The organism is Pantoea sp. ARC270 (assembly GCF_003236725.1).
Lineage (GTDB): Bacteria > Pseudomonadota > Gammaproteobacteria > Enterobacterales > Enterobacteriaceae > Pantoea > Pantoea anthophila.
Window position 1 is genome coordinate 189,365 of sequence record NZ_PUGA01000010.1, and the last position, 14,895, is coordinate 204,259.

A 14,895-nucleotide genomic window follows, 5' to 3' on the forward strand; every position below is an offset into this window, starting at 1 on the left:
GTATTGAGCATCATGGAGAAGATCACCGTCTCACTGGGGGAACGCAGTTATCCCATCACTATCGCCGCCGGACTGTTTAACGATCCGGCTTCTTTTTGGCCGCTGACCGCGGGCGAAAACGCCATGGTGGTGACCAACCAGACGCTGGCACCGCTCTATCTTGACAGGATAACGGCGCAGCTGACGGCGGCAGGCGTAAAAGTTGATCAGGTGATCTTACCCGATGGCGAACAATATAAGACGCTGGCGGTGATGGATCAGGTTTTTACCGCACTGCTGCAGAAGCCGCACGGTCGTGATACGACGCTGGTTGCCTTAGGCGGCGGCGTCATTGGCGATCTGGCCGGTTTTGCTGCGGCCAGCTATCAGCGTGGCGTGCGCTTTATTCAGGTTCCGACCACCTTACTGTCGCAGGTGGACTCGTCGGTGGGTGGCAAAACCGCTGTGAACCATCCGCTGGGCAAAAACATGATCGGCGCCTTCTATCAGCCTGCCTCGGTGGTGATCGATACCGCCTGTCTGCAGACCCTGCCGGCGCGTGAGCTGGCCTCCGGTCTGGCAGAAGTGATCAAGTATGGCGTTATCCTCGACGGCGCCTTTTTCCAGTGGCTGGAGCAGAATATTGATGCGCTGCTGGCGCTGGATGAACAGGCGCTGGCGTACTGCATTCGTCGCTGCTGTGAGCTGAAAGCCGAGGTGGTGGCGGCTGACGAGCGTGAAAACGGTCAGCGGGCGCTGCTCAATCTGGGGCACACTTTTGGCCATGCGATTGAAGCGCATATGGGCTACGGCAACTGGCTGCACGGTGAAGCGATTGCCGCAGGTATGGTGATGGCGGCGCGCACGGCGGAACGGCTGGGGCAGTTCCAGCCGCACGAGACGGAACGCCTCATTGCCCTGTTGCAGCGTGCCGGTTTACCGGTGCATGGCCCACAGGCGATGCGTGCAGAGATGTACCTGCCGCACATGATGCGCGATAAAAAAGTTCTGGCGGGCGAACTGCGGCTGGTTCTGCCGTTGTCGATCGGCCGCTCTGAAGTGCGTGGCGGCGTGGCACATGATATGGTGCTGGCTGCAATTAACGATTGTCAGCAACCCTGAGAATAAGCAGTTGAGTGGTGACGCGGCGCGCAGGGTGCGCAGTGCGGAATGCCGCTTTACGGAGGAGGCAAAATGGATGAGTTTAAACCGGAAGATGAGTTAAAACCTGACGCCAGCGACCGCCGTCCCTCGCGCCCTCGTAAGTCGTCTACCGCAGCCAGAATACCGGTTTCGCGCCAGCGCATCATGATGGGCGTCGGGATTCTGGTTCTGCTGTTACTGGTTCTGGGGATTGGTTCCGCGCTGAACGGCCCTGATGAGAAAAAAACCGCGTCAGCGGGCACTACGCCTGCTGCGGGTGGCAGCACCGGCAGTGAGAAGAACATCGACCTGACCGGCTCCTCTTCCATGTCTGGCGCTCAGAACACGCCGGCCACCACCGACAATAACGCGGCGGCCAGCGGTGAGGCGGCATCCGGCCAGGCGCGTGACGTCTCAATGCCGCCTGTTGCCTCTACGCCGACCCAGGCTGCACCGGTTGACGCCCCAGCGAATCAGCAGCGCGTCACCTTGCCAGGCGATCTGAACAGTGCGCTGAGCAATCAGCAGCAGCAGGTCGACAGTGCGGCAATGGGCTCGCAGGGCGGCAGCTCACTGCCGACCGCGCCTGCCACCGTCAGCGGCAATGCCGGAACGGCGGCAAATCCCGTTACCGCACCGGTGACGCGTCAGACACCAGCCCGCTCAAACGCGGCCTCCCGTCCGGCGCACGACACCGCGCACAAAGCGGCGGCGAAGCCGGCAACCCGCGACAGCAAAACACACACGACGCCAGCACGGTCACCCGTCAGTTCTGCGCCCGCTACATCGGCAGCAGGCAGCAGCACGGCCAGCAAATCACTGCCAGGCGGCAGCTACACCCTGCAGCTGAGCGGCGCGTCTAAAGCAGAAAGCCTGAATGCCTGGGCGAAGCAGCAGAATCTGAGCGGCTATCACGTCTACAAAACCACCCGTAATGGTCAGGCGTGGTATGTGCTGGTGAGCGGCTCCTATGCCACACCGGCTGATGCCAAACGCGCTGTCGCCTCGTTGCCTGCTGACGTACGCGCGAAAAATCCGTGGGTAAAACCGGTCAGCCAGGTGAAGAAAGAAGCCAGTCAATAGCGGACAGGGGGCCAGTCTCTGGCCCCGTTTTAAGCGCAGATCTGCTGTCGGTCCAGCCACAGCCTCACAATAAGATGTAATTACCACGACAGCATGAAAAAAAATCGCGCTTTCCTGAAATGGGCAGGGGGAAAATTTCCCTTAGTCGAAGAGATCCATCGCCATCTGCCGCAAGGCGACTGCCTGGTCGAGCCATTTGTTGGCGCGGGTTCGGTGTTTCTGAACACCGACTTTGATCGCTATCATCTCGCTGACATCAACAGCGACCTCATTAATCTCTATAACATCGTCAAACTGCGCACCGCGGATTTCATTCGTGACGCGCAATTGTTGTTCACGCCGGAAGGGAACACCGAAGCCTGTTACTACCAGCGTCGCACCGAATTTAACCTCAGCACGGATGCCTACCAGCGCGCGCTGCTGTTCCTCTATCTGAACCGCCACTGTTATAACGGCCTCTGCCGTTATAACCTGCGTGGTGAGTTCAACGTGCCGTTTGGCCGCTATCGCAAACCCTATTTTCCGGAAGCTGAGCTGTTATGGTTTGCCGAGCGAGCGCAAAAAGCGACGTTTGTCTGTGAATCGTACGATGTTACCCTGACCAGTGCCGGCAAAGGCTCGGTGGTCTATTGTGACCCCCCTTATGCGCCGCTGTCGGCAACGGCCAACTTTACGGCTTATCACACCAACAGCTTCAGCCTGCGTGAGCAGGAGAATCTGGCGATGCTGGCGGCACAGCTGGCCGCGTCGGAGCACCGGATTCCGGTACTGATTTCTAACCACGACACTGCACTGACGCGTCTGTGGTATCAGGATGCAGTGTTACATGTGGTCAAAGCCCGGCGTTCTATCAGCCGGAGCATAACCGGTCGCACCAAGGTCGACGAACTGCTGGCACTTTATCGCTAGTCTGTTTCGTCCGCGACCAACGCATTACGCCAGCCTGAGTGCTGGCGCACAACAGTGGGAGAATCGGATGAAACAATATTTGCTGGCCCCTTCAATCCTGTCGGCGGACTTTGCCCGCCTGGGCGAAGATACAGCCAAAGCGCTGGCGGCCGGAGGTGACGTGGTTCACTTCGACGTGATGGACAACCACTACGTGCCAAACCTGACCATGGGGCCGATGGTGCTGAAAGCCCTGCGTGACTATGGCATCACCGCCCCTATCGATGTGCATCTGATGGTGAAACCCGTCGATGCGCTGATCCCGGAATTCGCCAAAGCGGGTGCCACCTATATCACCTTTCATCCCGAAGCCAGCGAACACGTTGACCGCACCCTGCAGCTGATTAAAGAGCATGGCTGCAAAGCCGGTCTGGTCTTTAACCCGGCGACCCCGCTGAGCTACCTCGATTACGTCATGGATAAGCTGGATATCATTCTGCTGATGTCCGTAAACCCGGGCTTTGGCGGTCAGTCATTTATCCCGGGCACCCTGGATAAACTGCGTGAAGCGCGCCGGCGTATCGATCAGAGCGGCTACAACATCCGTCTGGAGGTGGATGGCGGTGTGAAGATCGATAACATTGGCCAGATTGCCGCCGCCGGTGCCGACATGTTTGTTGCCGGTTCCGCCATCTTCGGTCATCCCGACTATAAAAAAGTCATCGACGACATGCGCAACGAACTGGAGAAGGCCAATGGCTCATTTCACTGATATTCGCGCGCTGGCGTTTGATCTGGATGGCACCCTGGTGGATAGCGCACCCGGCCTTGCCGAGGCTATCGACCGCACGCTGAACGACCTGCGTCTGCCGCAGGCGGGCCTGGCGCGGGTCTCCACGTGGATTGGCAACGGTGCCGATATCATGATGGCGCGCGCGCTGACCTTTGCGCTGGGCCGCGAACCGCAGCCGGAAGAGCAGCGCGATGCGCGGGCGCTGTTTGACCGGCACTACGCCGATACCGTGGAGGCGGGCAGTACGCTGTTTCCGCACGTGAAGCAGACGCTGGCAGCCCTTAAGGCGACCGGACTGCCGATGGCGATTGTCACCAACAAGCCGACGCCGTTTGTGGCGCCGCTGCTGGAATCGCTGGGGATTGCCGATGCGTTTTCGCTGATTATTGGTGGCGATGATGTGCCGGTTAAAAAACCGCATCCGGCCGCCATTTTTATGGTGCTTGGCACCTTTGGGGTGCTGCAGGATCAGTTGCTGTTTGTCGGCGACTCCCGCAATGATATCCAGGCGGCGCAGGCGGCAGGCGTGCCCAATGTGGCCATGACCTATGGCTATAACTATGGCGAGCCGATTGCCACCAGCCAGCCCGATTTAACTCTCGACTCTTTCGACGAACTTTTGCCCGCTCTGGGGCTGTAAATATCAGGACTTAAGTATGAAACCCATCGTTTTCAGCGGCGCACAGCCGTCCGGCGAACTGACCATCGGCAACTATATGGGTGCGCTGCGTCAGTGGGTGCAGATGCAGGATGATTACCACTGCATTTACTGCATCGTTGATCTGCATGCTATCACCGTGCGTCAGGACCCTGCCGCACTGCGTAAAGCGACGCTGGACACGCTGGCGCTCTATCTTGCCTGCGGCATCGACCCGCAAAAAAGCACCATCTTTGTTCAGTCCCATGTGCCGGAGCATACGCAGCTGAGCTGGATCCTGAACTGCTACGCCTATTTCGGTGAGCTGAGCCGCATGACGCAGTTCAAGGATAAATCCGCACGCTACGAAGAGAACATCAATGCCGGTCTGTTCGACTATCCGGTGCTGATGGCGGCGGACATTCTGCTCTATCAGACCCATCAGGTGCCGGTTGGTGAAGATCAGAAACAGCATCTGGAGCTGAGCCGTGATATCGCGCATCGTTTCAATGCGCTGTATGGCGACATCTTCAAGGTGCCGGAGCCGTTCATTCCGAAGTCTGGCGCGCGCGTAATGTCGCTGCTGGAACCGACGAAGAAGATGTCCAAGTCTGACGACAACCGCAACAACGTGATCGGCCTGCTGGAAGATCCGAAAGCGGTGGTGAAGAAGATTAAACGCGCCGTCACCGACTCTGAAGAGCCACCAGTGGTGCGCTACGACGTGAAAGAGAAGGCGGGCGTCTCTAACCTGCTGGATATTCTGTCGGGCGTGACCGGTCAGAGTATCGCCGAGCTTGAGCAGGCGTTTGAGGGCAAGATGTATGGCCATCTGAAAGGCGCGGTGGCGGATGCGGTGTCGGGCATGCTCTCTGAGCTGCAGGAACGTTATCACACCTTCCGCAACGACGAAGCGCTGCTGGAGCAGGTGATGCGTGATGGTGCGGCGAAAGCACGCGCACAGGCGCAGGACACCCTGAAGAAGGTGTATGAGGCGGTGGGCTTCGTTGCGATGCCGTAACGGCTGAGCAGATAAAAAACGGCGGGCACTGTGCCCGCCGTTTTTATTTGCTCATTCAGAACCAGCGCAGGCTGTCGCGCAGACTCACCACGCTGCCGATGATCATCAGGCTGGGGCTGCTCACCTGATCGGCTAACGCTTCAAGCTCATTCAGTATTCCGGTCACCACGCGCTGACGCGTGCTGGTGCCGTTTTCCACCAGCGCCACCGGCATATCGCTGCGCATCCCGTGTCGGATCAGCTGCTGCTGAATTTCTCCGGCCTGCGTCAGCCCCATGTAAAAGACCAGCGTCTGCTGTTCCGCCGCCAGCGTCTGCCAGGCGAGGGTGCCCGTTTTCTGCAGATGGCCGGTAACCAGCCTGACGCTCTGCGCATGATCGCGGTGGGTCAGCGGAATGCCGCTGTAGGCCGCACAGCCTGACGCGGCGGTGATCCCCGGCACCACGCTGAAGGGGATCTGCTGCTGCGCCAGCGCCTCCAGCTCTTCGCCGCCCCGTCCAAAGATAAAGGGATCGCCCCCTTTCAGCCGTACCACCCGCTTTCCGCGCTGCGCCTGTTCGCAGAGCAGCTGATTAATCGACGCCTGCGGCACGCAGTGATGTCCGGCGCGTTTACCCACGAAGATACGCTCGGCATCGCGGCGCACCAGCTTCAGGACCGCATCGGAGACCAGGCGGTCATAGACGATGACGTCCGCCTGCTGAATAAGCTGTAAGCCCTTCAGGGTGAGTAGTCCGGCATCGCCCGGCCCGGCACCGACCAGCGCCACCTCCCCCTGGCGGGCCGGATCGGCGTCAAAAAGCGCGTCAGCGATCTGCTCTGCACGCGGCCTGTCGCCGTTCGCCAGCGATTGCGCCAGTCGCTCGCTGTGAAAGAAGCGCTCCCAGAAGCGGCGGCGGGCATCTGGCGTGCCATACTGCTTTTTCACCCGCGCGCGCAGGTGACCGGCCAGCTGCGCCAGCTGGCCGAGATGTTGCGGCAGCCTCGCCTCCAGCTTCTCCCGCAGCAGGCGCACCAGCACCGGCGCCCGTCCGCCGGACGACACCGCCACCATCAGCGGGGAACGATCGATGATCGATGGCACAATCGCGCTGGCCTGCTGCGGTGCATCCACCAGGTTGCAGAAGATCTGCTGCCTTTCCGCCGCTTCCGCCACCTGCTGATTGACCGCGTTGTCGCTGGTGGCGGCCACCACCAGCCAGCAGCCGTTCAGCCAGTGCGGATCGAAATGTCCCGGCAGCAGCGTAACCGCACGCTGCTGTGCCCACGCCCGGAAGGCGGGCGAAAAATCAGGGGCACCCACCCGGAGTTCGGCACCGGCTTCCAGCAGCAGGCGGGCTTTGCGCTCCGCCACATCACCCGCACCCACCAGCAGACAGCGCCGGCCCTGCAGGCGGCAGAAGAGGGGGAAGTAGTCCATCAGCGATCCTTAAAAAAGCCCGCCGGAGCGGGCTGTGAAGAGAGTTACAGGCAGACTTCGACCTGTCCGGCATTGACCCGCACCGGCCAGGCGGCCACGTTGCGCGAGGCATCCTCCATACAGACACCATCGCTGAGACGAAAACGCTGCTTTTTCAGCGGGCTGGCCACCCAGAGCGCATCCTGATGTTCCGCGATGATGCCGCGCGACAGCACACTGGCCCCGGCGAACGGGTCGATATTGCTGATGGCATAGAGCTGTTCATCATTGCGTGGACGGAAGATGGCGATCTGCTCGCCGTTGACCAGCGCACAGACGCCCGTTGCGGGCAGGATCTGCGTCAGCGCGCACACCGGATGCCACTGGCTCATAATTTCGTCTCCTCTGTCAGGGTGATGGCAATACGCTCATCGGCGCGGGCCGGACGGTGCTGGTCGCGTTCGGCCACCCGCTGTATGCCAGGGTCGCGCTGCGGCGAGTTGATAAAGTGGGCGAAGCGCGACAGGGACGGTTCCTCTTCCAGCGTCACTTTCCATTCGCAGCGGACAGTGGCGCGCAGCGCAGCCAGCTGCTGCTCCAGCTGGCTGTTGAGACCGAGCCGGTCATCCATGATCACCGAACGCAGATAGTCGATGCCGCCCTCCATGCTCTCCAGCCACAGCGAGGTGCGCTGCAGACGATCGGCAGTACGGATATAGAACATCATGAAGCGGTCAAGCGCGGCGATCAGGGTCTCCTGATCCAGATCGGCGGCCAGCAGGTCGCCATGCCGCGGCTTCATGCCGCCGTTGCCGCAGACGTAAAGGTTCCAGCCTTTTTCGGTGGCAATGATGCCGACATCTTTCCCCTGGGCTTCCGCGCACTCGCGGGTGCAGCCGGAGACGCCAAATTTCATCTTATGCGGGGTGCGGATGCCTTTGTAACGGTTCTCCAGCGTCACGCCCAGAGCGAGACTGTCGCCGACTCCATAGCGGCACCAGGCGCTGCCGACGCAGGTTTTCGCCATTCGCAGTGCCTTAGCGTAGGCCTGGCCGGTTTCGAAGCCGGCGTCGATCAGCTGTGACCAGATGGCGGGCAGATCATCTTTCTGCGCCCCGAAAAGGCCGATGCGCTGTGAGCCGGTAATTTTGGTGTAGAGCTGGTAGCGTCCGGCGATCTCACCTATCGCTTTCAGTCCCTGCGGCGTGATTTCCCCACCGGGGGAGCGCGGGATCACGGAGTAGGTGCCATCCTTCTGAATATTGCCCAGGCAGAGGTCATTGCTGTCCTGCAGCGGGGCGTGCTGGGGTTTGAGCACATATTCATTCCAGCAGGAGGCGAGCAGCGAACCCACCGTGGGCTTGCAGACCTCACAGCCGTAGCCCTGGCCATAGCGGGCCAGCAGTTCATCAAAGGTTTTGATCTCTTCTACCTGAATCAGGTGATACAGCGCCTGACGGGAATACGCAAAATGGGCGCAAAGATGGTCGCTGACCGCAATCCCCTGGCGGCTGAGCTCACTGTTGAGCACCTGTGTGAGCAGCGGAATACAGCCGCCGCAGCCGGTGCCTGCACGGGTGGTGGTTTTCAGTGCAGCCACGGTGTGGCAGCCCGCCTGGACCGCCTGCACAATATCGCCTTTAGTGACGTCGAAGCAGGAGCAGATTTGCGCGCTCTCCGGCAGAGAGTCGACGCCGATAGCCGGTTTTTCACCGCTGCCTGTGGGCAGAATCAGCGCTTCCGGCTGGTCAGGCAGCGGAATCGCGTTCAGCACCAGCTGCAGCAGGTTGCCATAGTCGCGGGTGTCGCCCACCAGCACGGCCCCCAGCAGGGTTTTCTGATCCTCACTGAGAATCAGGCGTTTATAGATCGATTTGCCTTCGTCCAGCCAGACCACGCTGCGGGCGCCCGGTGTGGTGCCGCGCGTATCGCCAATCCCGCCGACATCGACCCCGAGCAGCTTGAGCTTCGCGCTCATGTCCGCGCCGGTAAAGGCATTGTCGCGGCCCAGCAGATGGTCGCTGGCGACCTGGGCCATTTTGTACCCCGGTGCCACCAGGCCATAGGCGCGGTTCTGCCAGGCGGCACACTCGCCGATCGCGTAGATGGCGGGGTCGCTGGTGCGGCACTGGTCATCAATCGCGATGCCGCCGCGCGGCCCCAGCGTCAAGCCACACTGCTTCGCCAGCGCGTCCTGCGGACGGATACCGGTGGAGAAGACGATAAAATCGACCGCCAGCGTGCTGCCATCGGCAAACTGCAGTGTTTTGCCGCCCTGTTCATGATGCACAATCTGTTGGGTATTTTTGCCGGTGTGGACCCGTACACCCATCTCTTCGATCCTGCGACGGAGCTGCTCTCCGCCTTGCTGATCCAGCTGTTCTGCCATCAGCACGGGGGCAAATTCTATGACGTGGGTTTCGATGCCCAGATTTTTCAGGGCACCCGCCGCTTCCAGGCCCAGCAGACCCCCGCCAATCACCGCGCCACGTGTGCTGCGGCGTGAGCAGGCCTCAATCGCATCAAGATCCTCAAGAGTGCGATAGACAAAGCAGTCGCTGCCGTCCGCTCCCTTAATCGGCGGGACCCAGGGATAAGAGCCGGTGGCAAAAATCAGCGTGTCGTAGCGGACCGTGCGACCGGTGCTGGAGTGGATCAGTTTCTCATCACGGTTAAGGGTGATGGCGCGCTCGCCCAGCAGCAGCGTGACCTGATGTTTCTCGTAATACCCTTTACACACCAGCGAGAGTTCTTCTGCGGTGTGGTGGGAGAAGTAAGCCGAGAGGTGGACACGATCGTAGGCGACGCGCGGTTCTTCACAAAAGACGGTCAGCGAAAACTGGTCAGGTTCCGCTTTCTCCATTAACTCTTCTATGAAGCGGTGGCCGACCATGCCGTTACCGATAACGACGACATTGTGCTTGCTCATTTTTGCCTCAGATTTGCGATTTCTGCGGCTACAATAGCGCGCCCTTTCTGGCGCTTATTGATGTACATCAACCACCCGTCCATATACCTATTTAGGGTTAGGTGGTTGATTTGAATTGATTTTATCCGGAAGGGCTAACCCGCTGATAATCCGGTATTGCCGCCGGGACGACGATTCGTGCTAGTTTTAACCAAAACCCGGATAAGGAGATGGCAATGCGGTCACCCAAGTGGATTAACAACGTGCGTTTACCCTGGCGGGAAGGTCTGTGGCAGATCGAAATTGCCGACGGCAGCATTGTCCGCCTCTCGGCCCAGCCCCAGCAGGCGACACCGGCCAATCAGACGCTGGACGGCGAGGGCGGTCTGGCCTGTGCGCCCTTTATTGAGCCACACATTCATCTGGATACCACCCAGACCGCGGGTCAGCCCGCGTGGAATCAGTCCGGCACCCTGTTTGAAGGCATAGAGCGCTGGGTGGAACGCAAGGCGATGCTCAGTCACGAGGATGTTAAACAGCGGGCGATGCAGACGCTGAAATGGCAAATCGCCAACGGCATCCAGTTTGTTCGCACCCACGTTGACGTCTCCGATCCCTCCCTGACGGCGCTCAAAGCGATGCTGGAGCTGAAGGCGGAGGTGGCCCCCTGGATAACCCTGCAGATCGTCGCCTTTCCGCAGGAGGGGATCCTCTCCTATCCCAACGGGGAGGCGCTGCTGGAGGAGGCGCTGCGGCTGGGTGCTGATGTGGTCGGGGCGATTCCGCACTATGAATTTACCCGCGAATATGGCGTGGAGTCGCTGCATAAGACCTTTGCGCTGGCGAACCGCTACGACCGGCTGATCGATGTTCACTGCGATGAGATCGATGATGAGCAGTCGCGCTTTGTGGAAACCGTGGCGGCGCTGGCCCACCGCGACGGCAACGGCGCACGCGTGACCGCCAGCCACACCACCGCCATGCACTCCTATAACGGTGCCTACACTTCGCGGCTGTTCCGCCTGCTGAAGCTGTCGGGCATTAACTTTGTCGCGAACCCGCTGGTCAATATTCATCTGCAGGGGCGTTTCGACACCTATCCTAAGCGGCGCGGCATTACGCGGGTGAAAGAGATGCTGGAGGCGGAGATCAACGTCTGCTTCGGCCACGACGATGTGTTTGATCCCTGGTATCCGCTGGGCACCGCCAGCATGCTGCAGGTGCTGCACATGGGCTTACATGTCTGTCAGCTGATGGGCTACGAGCAGATTGATGCGGGGCTGGATCTGATTACGCATAACAGCGCGAAGACGATGCAGCTTGCAGGCTATGGCATTCAGAGCGGCAACGAGGCGAGCCTGATCATTCTGCCGGCTGAGAGTGGCTTTGATGCGGTGAGAAGGCAGGTTCCGGTGCGCTACTCGGTGCGGCGTGGTGTGGTGGTGGCGGAGACAAAACCAGCGGAAAGTGAAATTTACTGGCGGGAGCGGGAGCGCGTAGATTTCCGGCGTTAACGAGCAGGGCGGCGATAAATCGCCGCCCTGAAGCATTAATGCGTGATGTGACCGTGCGTACGATGACGGCTGACAAAGCCGAGCAGCGCACACATGACAAACACCACCGCGTAAAGCGCGTTGGCGGTCGCCAGTGCGGTATGCACTCCGCTTTTCTCAACGATAGGCGCCGTCACTACGAAGGTCAGCATGGTGCCGACGGTGCCACAGGTCAGGATAAAGTTGACCAGCTTCGGTGAGGCGACTTTGGTCTGCAGCGAACCCAGCGTGATGATGGTGGTGTAGATCGCACTGGAGCTGAAGCCAAGAATCATGATGATCCATTTCAGCATGCCGGCATCGTTGCTGCTGACGAACCAGTACATCAGCACCGTGGCCAGACCCGCCAGCACCATCAGAATGCGCTGCAGGTCGAAGAAGCGCAGCAGGAAGCTGAAGACCCACATGCCGACCATGTAGGCTGTCCAGAAGCTGCCCACCAGCTGTCCGGCATCATTGATGTTCATGCCCATGACTTTGGTGGCATATTCCGGCACCCAGGAGATGAAGCCAAGCTGGCCGAGAATGTAGCAGAGAGCCGCCACTGCCAGCAGCAGCACGCCCAGACCCCATTTCTCTTTTTCCACCGTCGGGCTGTTTTCAGGCTTGCGCAGCACCGGGAACTCCACACACAGCGTCATGATGAAGATCGCGACGTAGATGAAGCCGATGCAGACGTAGACCCAGTACCACGGCAGCTGACGCGCCAGCAGGATCCCGGCCAGTACCGGAAACAGCGTGCCCGCCATGCTGAAGAAGGAGTCCGTGAAGAGCAGGCGGGAACCACGCTGACGACCCTCATACAGATGGGTGATCAGGAAGGTGCCGATCGACATGGTAATGCCGCTGACCACGCCCAGCACAAACATACAGAGCGAGAAGATGGTCAGATCGCGGCTGGTCATCAATCCGACGATCGCCAGGACCATCAGAACGAAGCCGAAAATCAGCTGGCGCTTCAGGGGCACAATCACCATCAGCCAGGCATTCAGGAAGACCGCAGCCAGAATGCCGCTGTTGAGGAAGGTGAAGGTGTTACTCATGCTGGAGACAGGGATCTGGAAATCTTTTGCGATATCGCCCATTACCATGCCGGTAACGATTACCAGTGCGCCCGTCAGCGCATAGGAGAAAAAGCTTATCCAGGTAAGGCCAATACGATTTCGGTTTGTCATGTTCTGAACCTGTTAGGGACCGGGTGCCAAAAAGTGTCAGAAAGTGTAAACGGAACTGTGATCTTAATAAACAAGCAGTGAAACTACAGATCCAAATTTCATGTGTTGTGTGATTTTAATCACGTAATTGCTGAGGGTTAACGTTTGCGTCTCGCTTTTGCGCAGGCAGCGTAAATATAGGTAAAACGCTGGCTCTTGTATTCCATGCTCTTTACACTTAATCACTTTTTTCGATCCCCACTCTCCAGGGTAAGGAATCTTTCATGTTCAAACGTACTTTAACAGCGGCCATTACCCTGTTAGCGCTCTCCTCTGTTTCCGCCCAAGCGCTGGCCGCAAAAGGCGACACGCACGTTCTGCTTACCACCTCCGCCGGTAATATCGAACTCGAACTGAATAACCAGAAAGCGCCGGTTACCGTAAAAAACTTCGTTGATTACGTTAACAGCGGTTTTTACAACAACACCATTTTTCACCGCGTGATCCCGGGCTTTATGGTGCAGGGCGGCGGTTTCACTACCGATATGCAGCAGAAGCAGACCAACGCGCCGATCAAAAATGAAGCCGATAATGGCCTGCGCAACCTGCGTGGCACCATCTCGATGGCGCGTACTGCGGATAAAGACAGCGCGACCAGCCAGTTCTTCCTCAACGTGGCGGATAACGCCTTCCTTGACCATGGACAGCGCGATTTTGGCTACGCCGTTTTCGGTAAGATTGTGAAAGGCCAGGATGTGGTTGAAAAAATTTCTCAGGTGCCGACCAAAGATGTTGGCCCTTACCAGAATGTCCCGTCTAAACCGGTCGTTATCCTCTCCGCGAAAGTCCTGCCTTAACGCCTTTTGTCGCCATCTGCGGATGGCGATCGCCCGCCGCCTCCGGCAAAGCCAGAATTTGCTCTTATACTTAGGGCAAAAACCTGAGCAGGAGGCGGCATGGCGAACAAACTCACCGAAAAACAGAAGGTCACACTGTGGCAACAGCGGCGCAGCGCCAGCTATCAGGCCAGCTGTCGGCTGGAGGGCTTCACACCGAATGAGATCAGCGTGAAGAGTGACGATGCGGAAACGCGTCTGGCGTCCCTGAGGAGGCAATATGGACTCTAACAGCGCCGTCAGCCAGGACCCTTACCTGTGGCAGCACGACAATGTGCTGAAAAATCTGGCCGACATTCACGATGCCGCCCAGTTGCGTAAGGCGGAGCTGAGCTTCAGTGCGGCGCGTCTCGCCACGCTGGAACTGGGGCCCCGCAACCCCGGTTTGCCCTGGCTGCGTCAGATTCACCGCACCCTGTTCCAGGATCTCTACAGCTGGGCCGGTGAACTGCGCACCATTGATATCTGGCGCGATGAGACGCCGTTCTGTCATTTCGAATATATCGAAAAAGAGGGCAACGCCCTGATGGCCGCGCTGGAAGAGGAGAAGGGGCTGGCTGACCTCCCGCGTGACGCCTTTATCCCGCGTATCGCCCACTACTATTGTGAAATCAACATGCTGCATCCGTTCCGCCATGGCAACGGGCGGGCCCAGCGCATCTTCTTCGAACAGCTGGCGCTGCATGCCGGGTATCTGCTGACGTGGGAAGAGACCGATGCGGAGAGCTGGAAAGCGGCCAATCAGGCAGGTGTGGCGGGCGATCTGGCTCCGCTGGAGGCGGTTTTTGCGAAAGTGGTGAGTGAGGCGGCTTAACCACGTAGAATAGCGGCGCGGTTTATCATTCTGGATCAGTCATGCTGCTGCTTATCGACAACTACGACTCCTTTACCTGGAATCTTTATCAATATTTCTGCGAACTGGATGCGCAGGTTAAGGTGGTGCGCAATGACGCCATCACGCTGGAGCAGATGGCTGCCTTACCGCTGACCCATCTGGTGATCTCCCCTGGCCCCTGTACGCCTTCGGAGTCGGGGATCTCACTGGCGGCCATCCGCCACTTTGCCGGGCAGCTGCCGGTGCTGGGCGTTTGTCTGGGTCATCAGGCTATCGCGCAGGCGTATGGTGCGCAGGTGGTGCGCGCCCGTCAGGTGATGCACGGCAAAACCTCCGCCATTCAGCACACCGGCAAAGGTGTGTTCCGCAATCTCAACAATCCCCTGACTGTCACCCGTTACCATTCGCTGATCGTGCAGCGCGAGACGCTGCCCGATGCGTTCGAGGTCACCGCCTGGAGTCTGCGCGACGGTGAGCCTGACGAGATCATGGGTTTCCGCCACAAAACGCTGGCGCTGGAAGGCGTGCAGTTTCATCCCGAGAGCATTCTCAGCGAGCAGGGTCATCAGCTGCTGCGCAATTTCCTGACGCAATAAGTTGCCTTTG

General features: G+C 59.2%; 15 protein-coding genes. 11 read left to right on the forward strand and 4 right to left on the reverse strand.

Annotated elements, in window-relative coordinates:
- The first annotated feature begins 12 nt into the window (after positions 1–12).
- The 6 genes from aroB to trpS all read left to right on the forward strand — a co-directional run bounded on the left by aroB (position 13) and on the right by trpS (position 5,544).
- Complete coding sequence (gene aroB, locus CKF42_RS07390) at positions 13–1,101, forward strand: 3-dehydroquinate synthase (RefSeq protein ID WP_009087678.1); 1,089 nt, start codon at positions 13–15, stop codon at positions 1,099–1,101.
- A 72-nt stretch (positions 1,102–1,173) separates the two neighbouring features.
- Positions 1,174–2,205, forward strand: a complete 1,032-nt coding sequence (locus CKF42_RS07395; RefSeq protein ID WP_009087676.1) for an SPOR domain-containing protein — start codon at positions 1,174–1,176, stop codon at positions 2,203–2,205.
- Between the two features lie 93 nt (positions 2,206–2,298).
- Entirely contained in the window at positions 2,299–3,114 is an 816-nt protein-coding gene (gene dam, locus CKF42_RS07400; RefSeq protein WP_046100717.1) for an adenine-specific DNA-methyltransferase, read from the forward strand.
- A gap of 67 nt (positions 3,115–3,181) precedes the next feature.
- Positions 3,182–3,865 carry a ribulose-phosphate 3-epimerase gene (gene rpe, locus CKF42_RS07405; protein WP_009087670.1) on the forward strand — a complete coding sequence of 228 codons (684 nt, stop codon included), beginning with the start codon at positions 3,182–3,184 and terminating at the stop codon, positions 3,863–3,865.
- Complete coding sequence (locus CKF42_RS07410) at positions 3,849–4,526, forward strand: phosphoglycolate phosphatase (RefSeq protein WP_009087668.1); 678 nt, start codon at positions 3,849–3,851, stop codon at positions 4,524–4,526. Before rpe ends, CKF42_RS07410 begins: the two co-directional genes overlap by 17 nt.
- A 16-nt stretch (positions 4,527–4,542) precedes the next feature.
- Positions 4,543–5,544 (forward strand): tryptophan--tRNA ligase, encoded by a 1,002-nt coding sequence (gene trpS / locus CKF42_RS07415; RefSeq protein ID WP_111207886.1) that lies wholly within the window; start codon positions 4,543–4,545, stop codon positions 5,542–5,544.
- Positions 5,545–5,599: 55 nt separating this feature from the next.
- Here the strand turns inward: trpS and cysG are convergent, their stop codons facing one another.
- From cysG to nirB, 3 genes are read right to left on the reverse strand one after another with little or no spacing between them, the layout of a single operon-like run.
- Positions 5,600–6,964 (reverse strand): siroheme synthase CysG, encoded by a 1,365-nt coding sequence (gene cysG / locus CKF42_RS07420; protein ID WP_111207887.1) that lies wholly within the window; start codon positions 6,962–6,964, stop codon positions 5,600–5,602.
- Positions 6,965–7,008: 44 nt separating this feature from the next.
- The gene (gene nirD / locus CKF42_RS07425; protein ID WP_111207888.1) at positions 7,009–7,335 is read right to left on the reverse strand and encodes a nitrite reductase small subunit NirD; all 327 of its coding nucleotides are present in this window, start codon (positions 7,333–7,335) and stop codon (positions 7,009–7,011) included.
- Positions 7,332–9,872, reverse strand: coding sequence for a nitrite reductase large subunit NirB (gene nirB, locus CKF42_RS07430; protein ID WP_111207889.1), 2,541 nt, complete (start codon positions 9,870–9,872; stop codon positions 7,332–7,334). Before nirB ends, nirD begins: the two co-directional genes overlap by 4 nt.
- A 215-nt stretch (positions 9,873–10,087) precedes the next feature.
- On the opposite strand from nirB, the gene CKF42_RS07435 reads away from it, so the two are divergent.
- Positions 10,088–11,365, forward strand: coding sequence for a cytosine deaminase (locus CKF42_RS07435; protein WP_304598456.1), 1,278 nt, complete (start codon positions 10,088–10,090; stop codon positions 11,363–11,365).
- 35 nt (positions 11,366–11,400) lie between these two features.
- Here the strand turns inward: CKF42_RS07435 and tsgA are convergent, their stop codons facing one another.
- Complete coding sequence (gene tsgA / locus CKF42_RS07440) at positions 11,401–12,579, reverse strand: MFS transporter TsgA (protein ID WP_046100712.1); 1,179 nt, start codon at positions 12,577–12,579, stop codon at positions 11,401–11,403.
- 263 nt (positions 12,580–12,842) lie between these two features.
- Here tsgA and ppiA point away from each other — a divergent pair, with 263 nt between their 5' ends.
- The 4 genes from ppiA to CKF42_RS07460 all read left to right on the forward strand — a co-directional run bounded on the left by ppiA (position 12,843) and on the right by CKF42_RS07460 (position 14,885).
- Positions 12,843–13,415 (forward strand): peptidylprolyl isomerase A, encoded by a 573-nt coding sequence (gene ppiA, locus CKF42_RS07445; RefSeq protein ID WP_111207891.1) that lies wholly within the window; start codon positions 12,843–12,845, stop codon positions 13,413–13,415.
- Between the two features lie 99 nt (positions 13,416–13,514).
- Positions 13,515–13,685, forward strand: coding sequence for a YhfG family protein (locus tag CKF42_RS07450; RefSeq protein WP_009087653.1), 171 nt, complete (start codon positions 13,515–13,517; stop codon positions 13,683–13,685).
- Positions 13,675–14,268 carry a putative adenosine monophosphate-protein transferase Fic gene (locus CKF42_RS07455; RefSeq protein ID WP_111207892.1) on the forward strand — a complete coding sequence of 198 codons (594 nt, stop codon included), beginning with the start codon at positions 13,675–13,677 and terminating at the stop codon, positions 14,266–14,268. Before CKF42_RS07450 ends, CKF42_RS07455 begins: the two co-directional genes overlap by 11 nt.
- A gap of 41 nt (positions 14,269–14,309) precedes the next feature.
- Complete coding sequence (locus CKF42_RS07460) at positions 14,310–14,885, forward strand: aminodeoxychorismate/anthranilate synthase component II (protein WP_009087650.1); 576 nt, start codon at positions 14,310–14,312, stop codon at positions 14,883–14,885.
- Positions 14,886–14,895 lie beyond the last annotated feature (10 nt).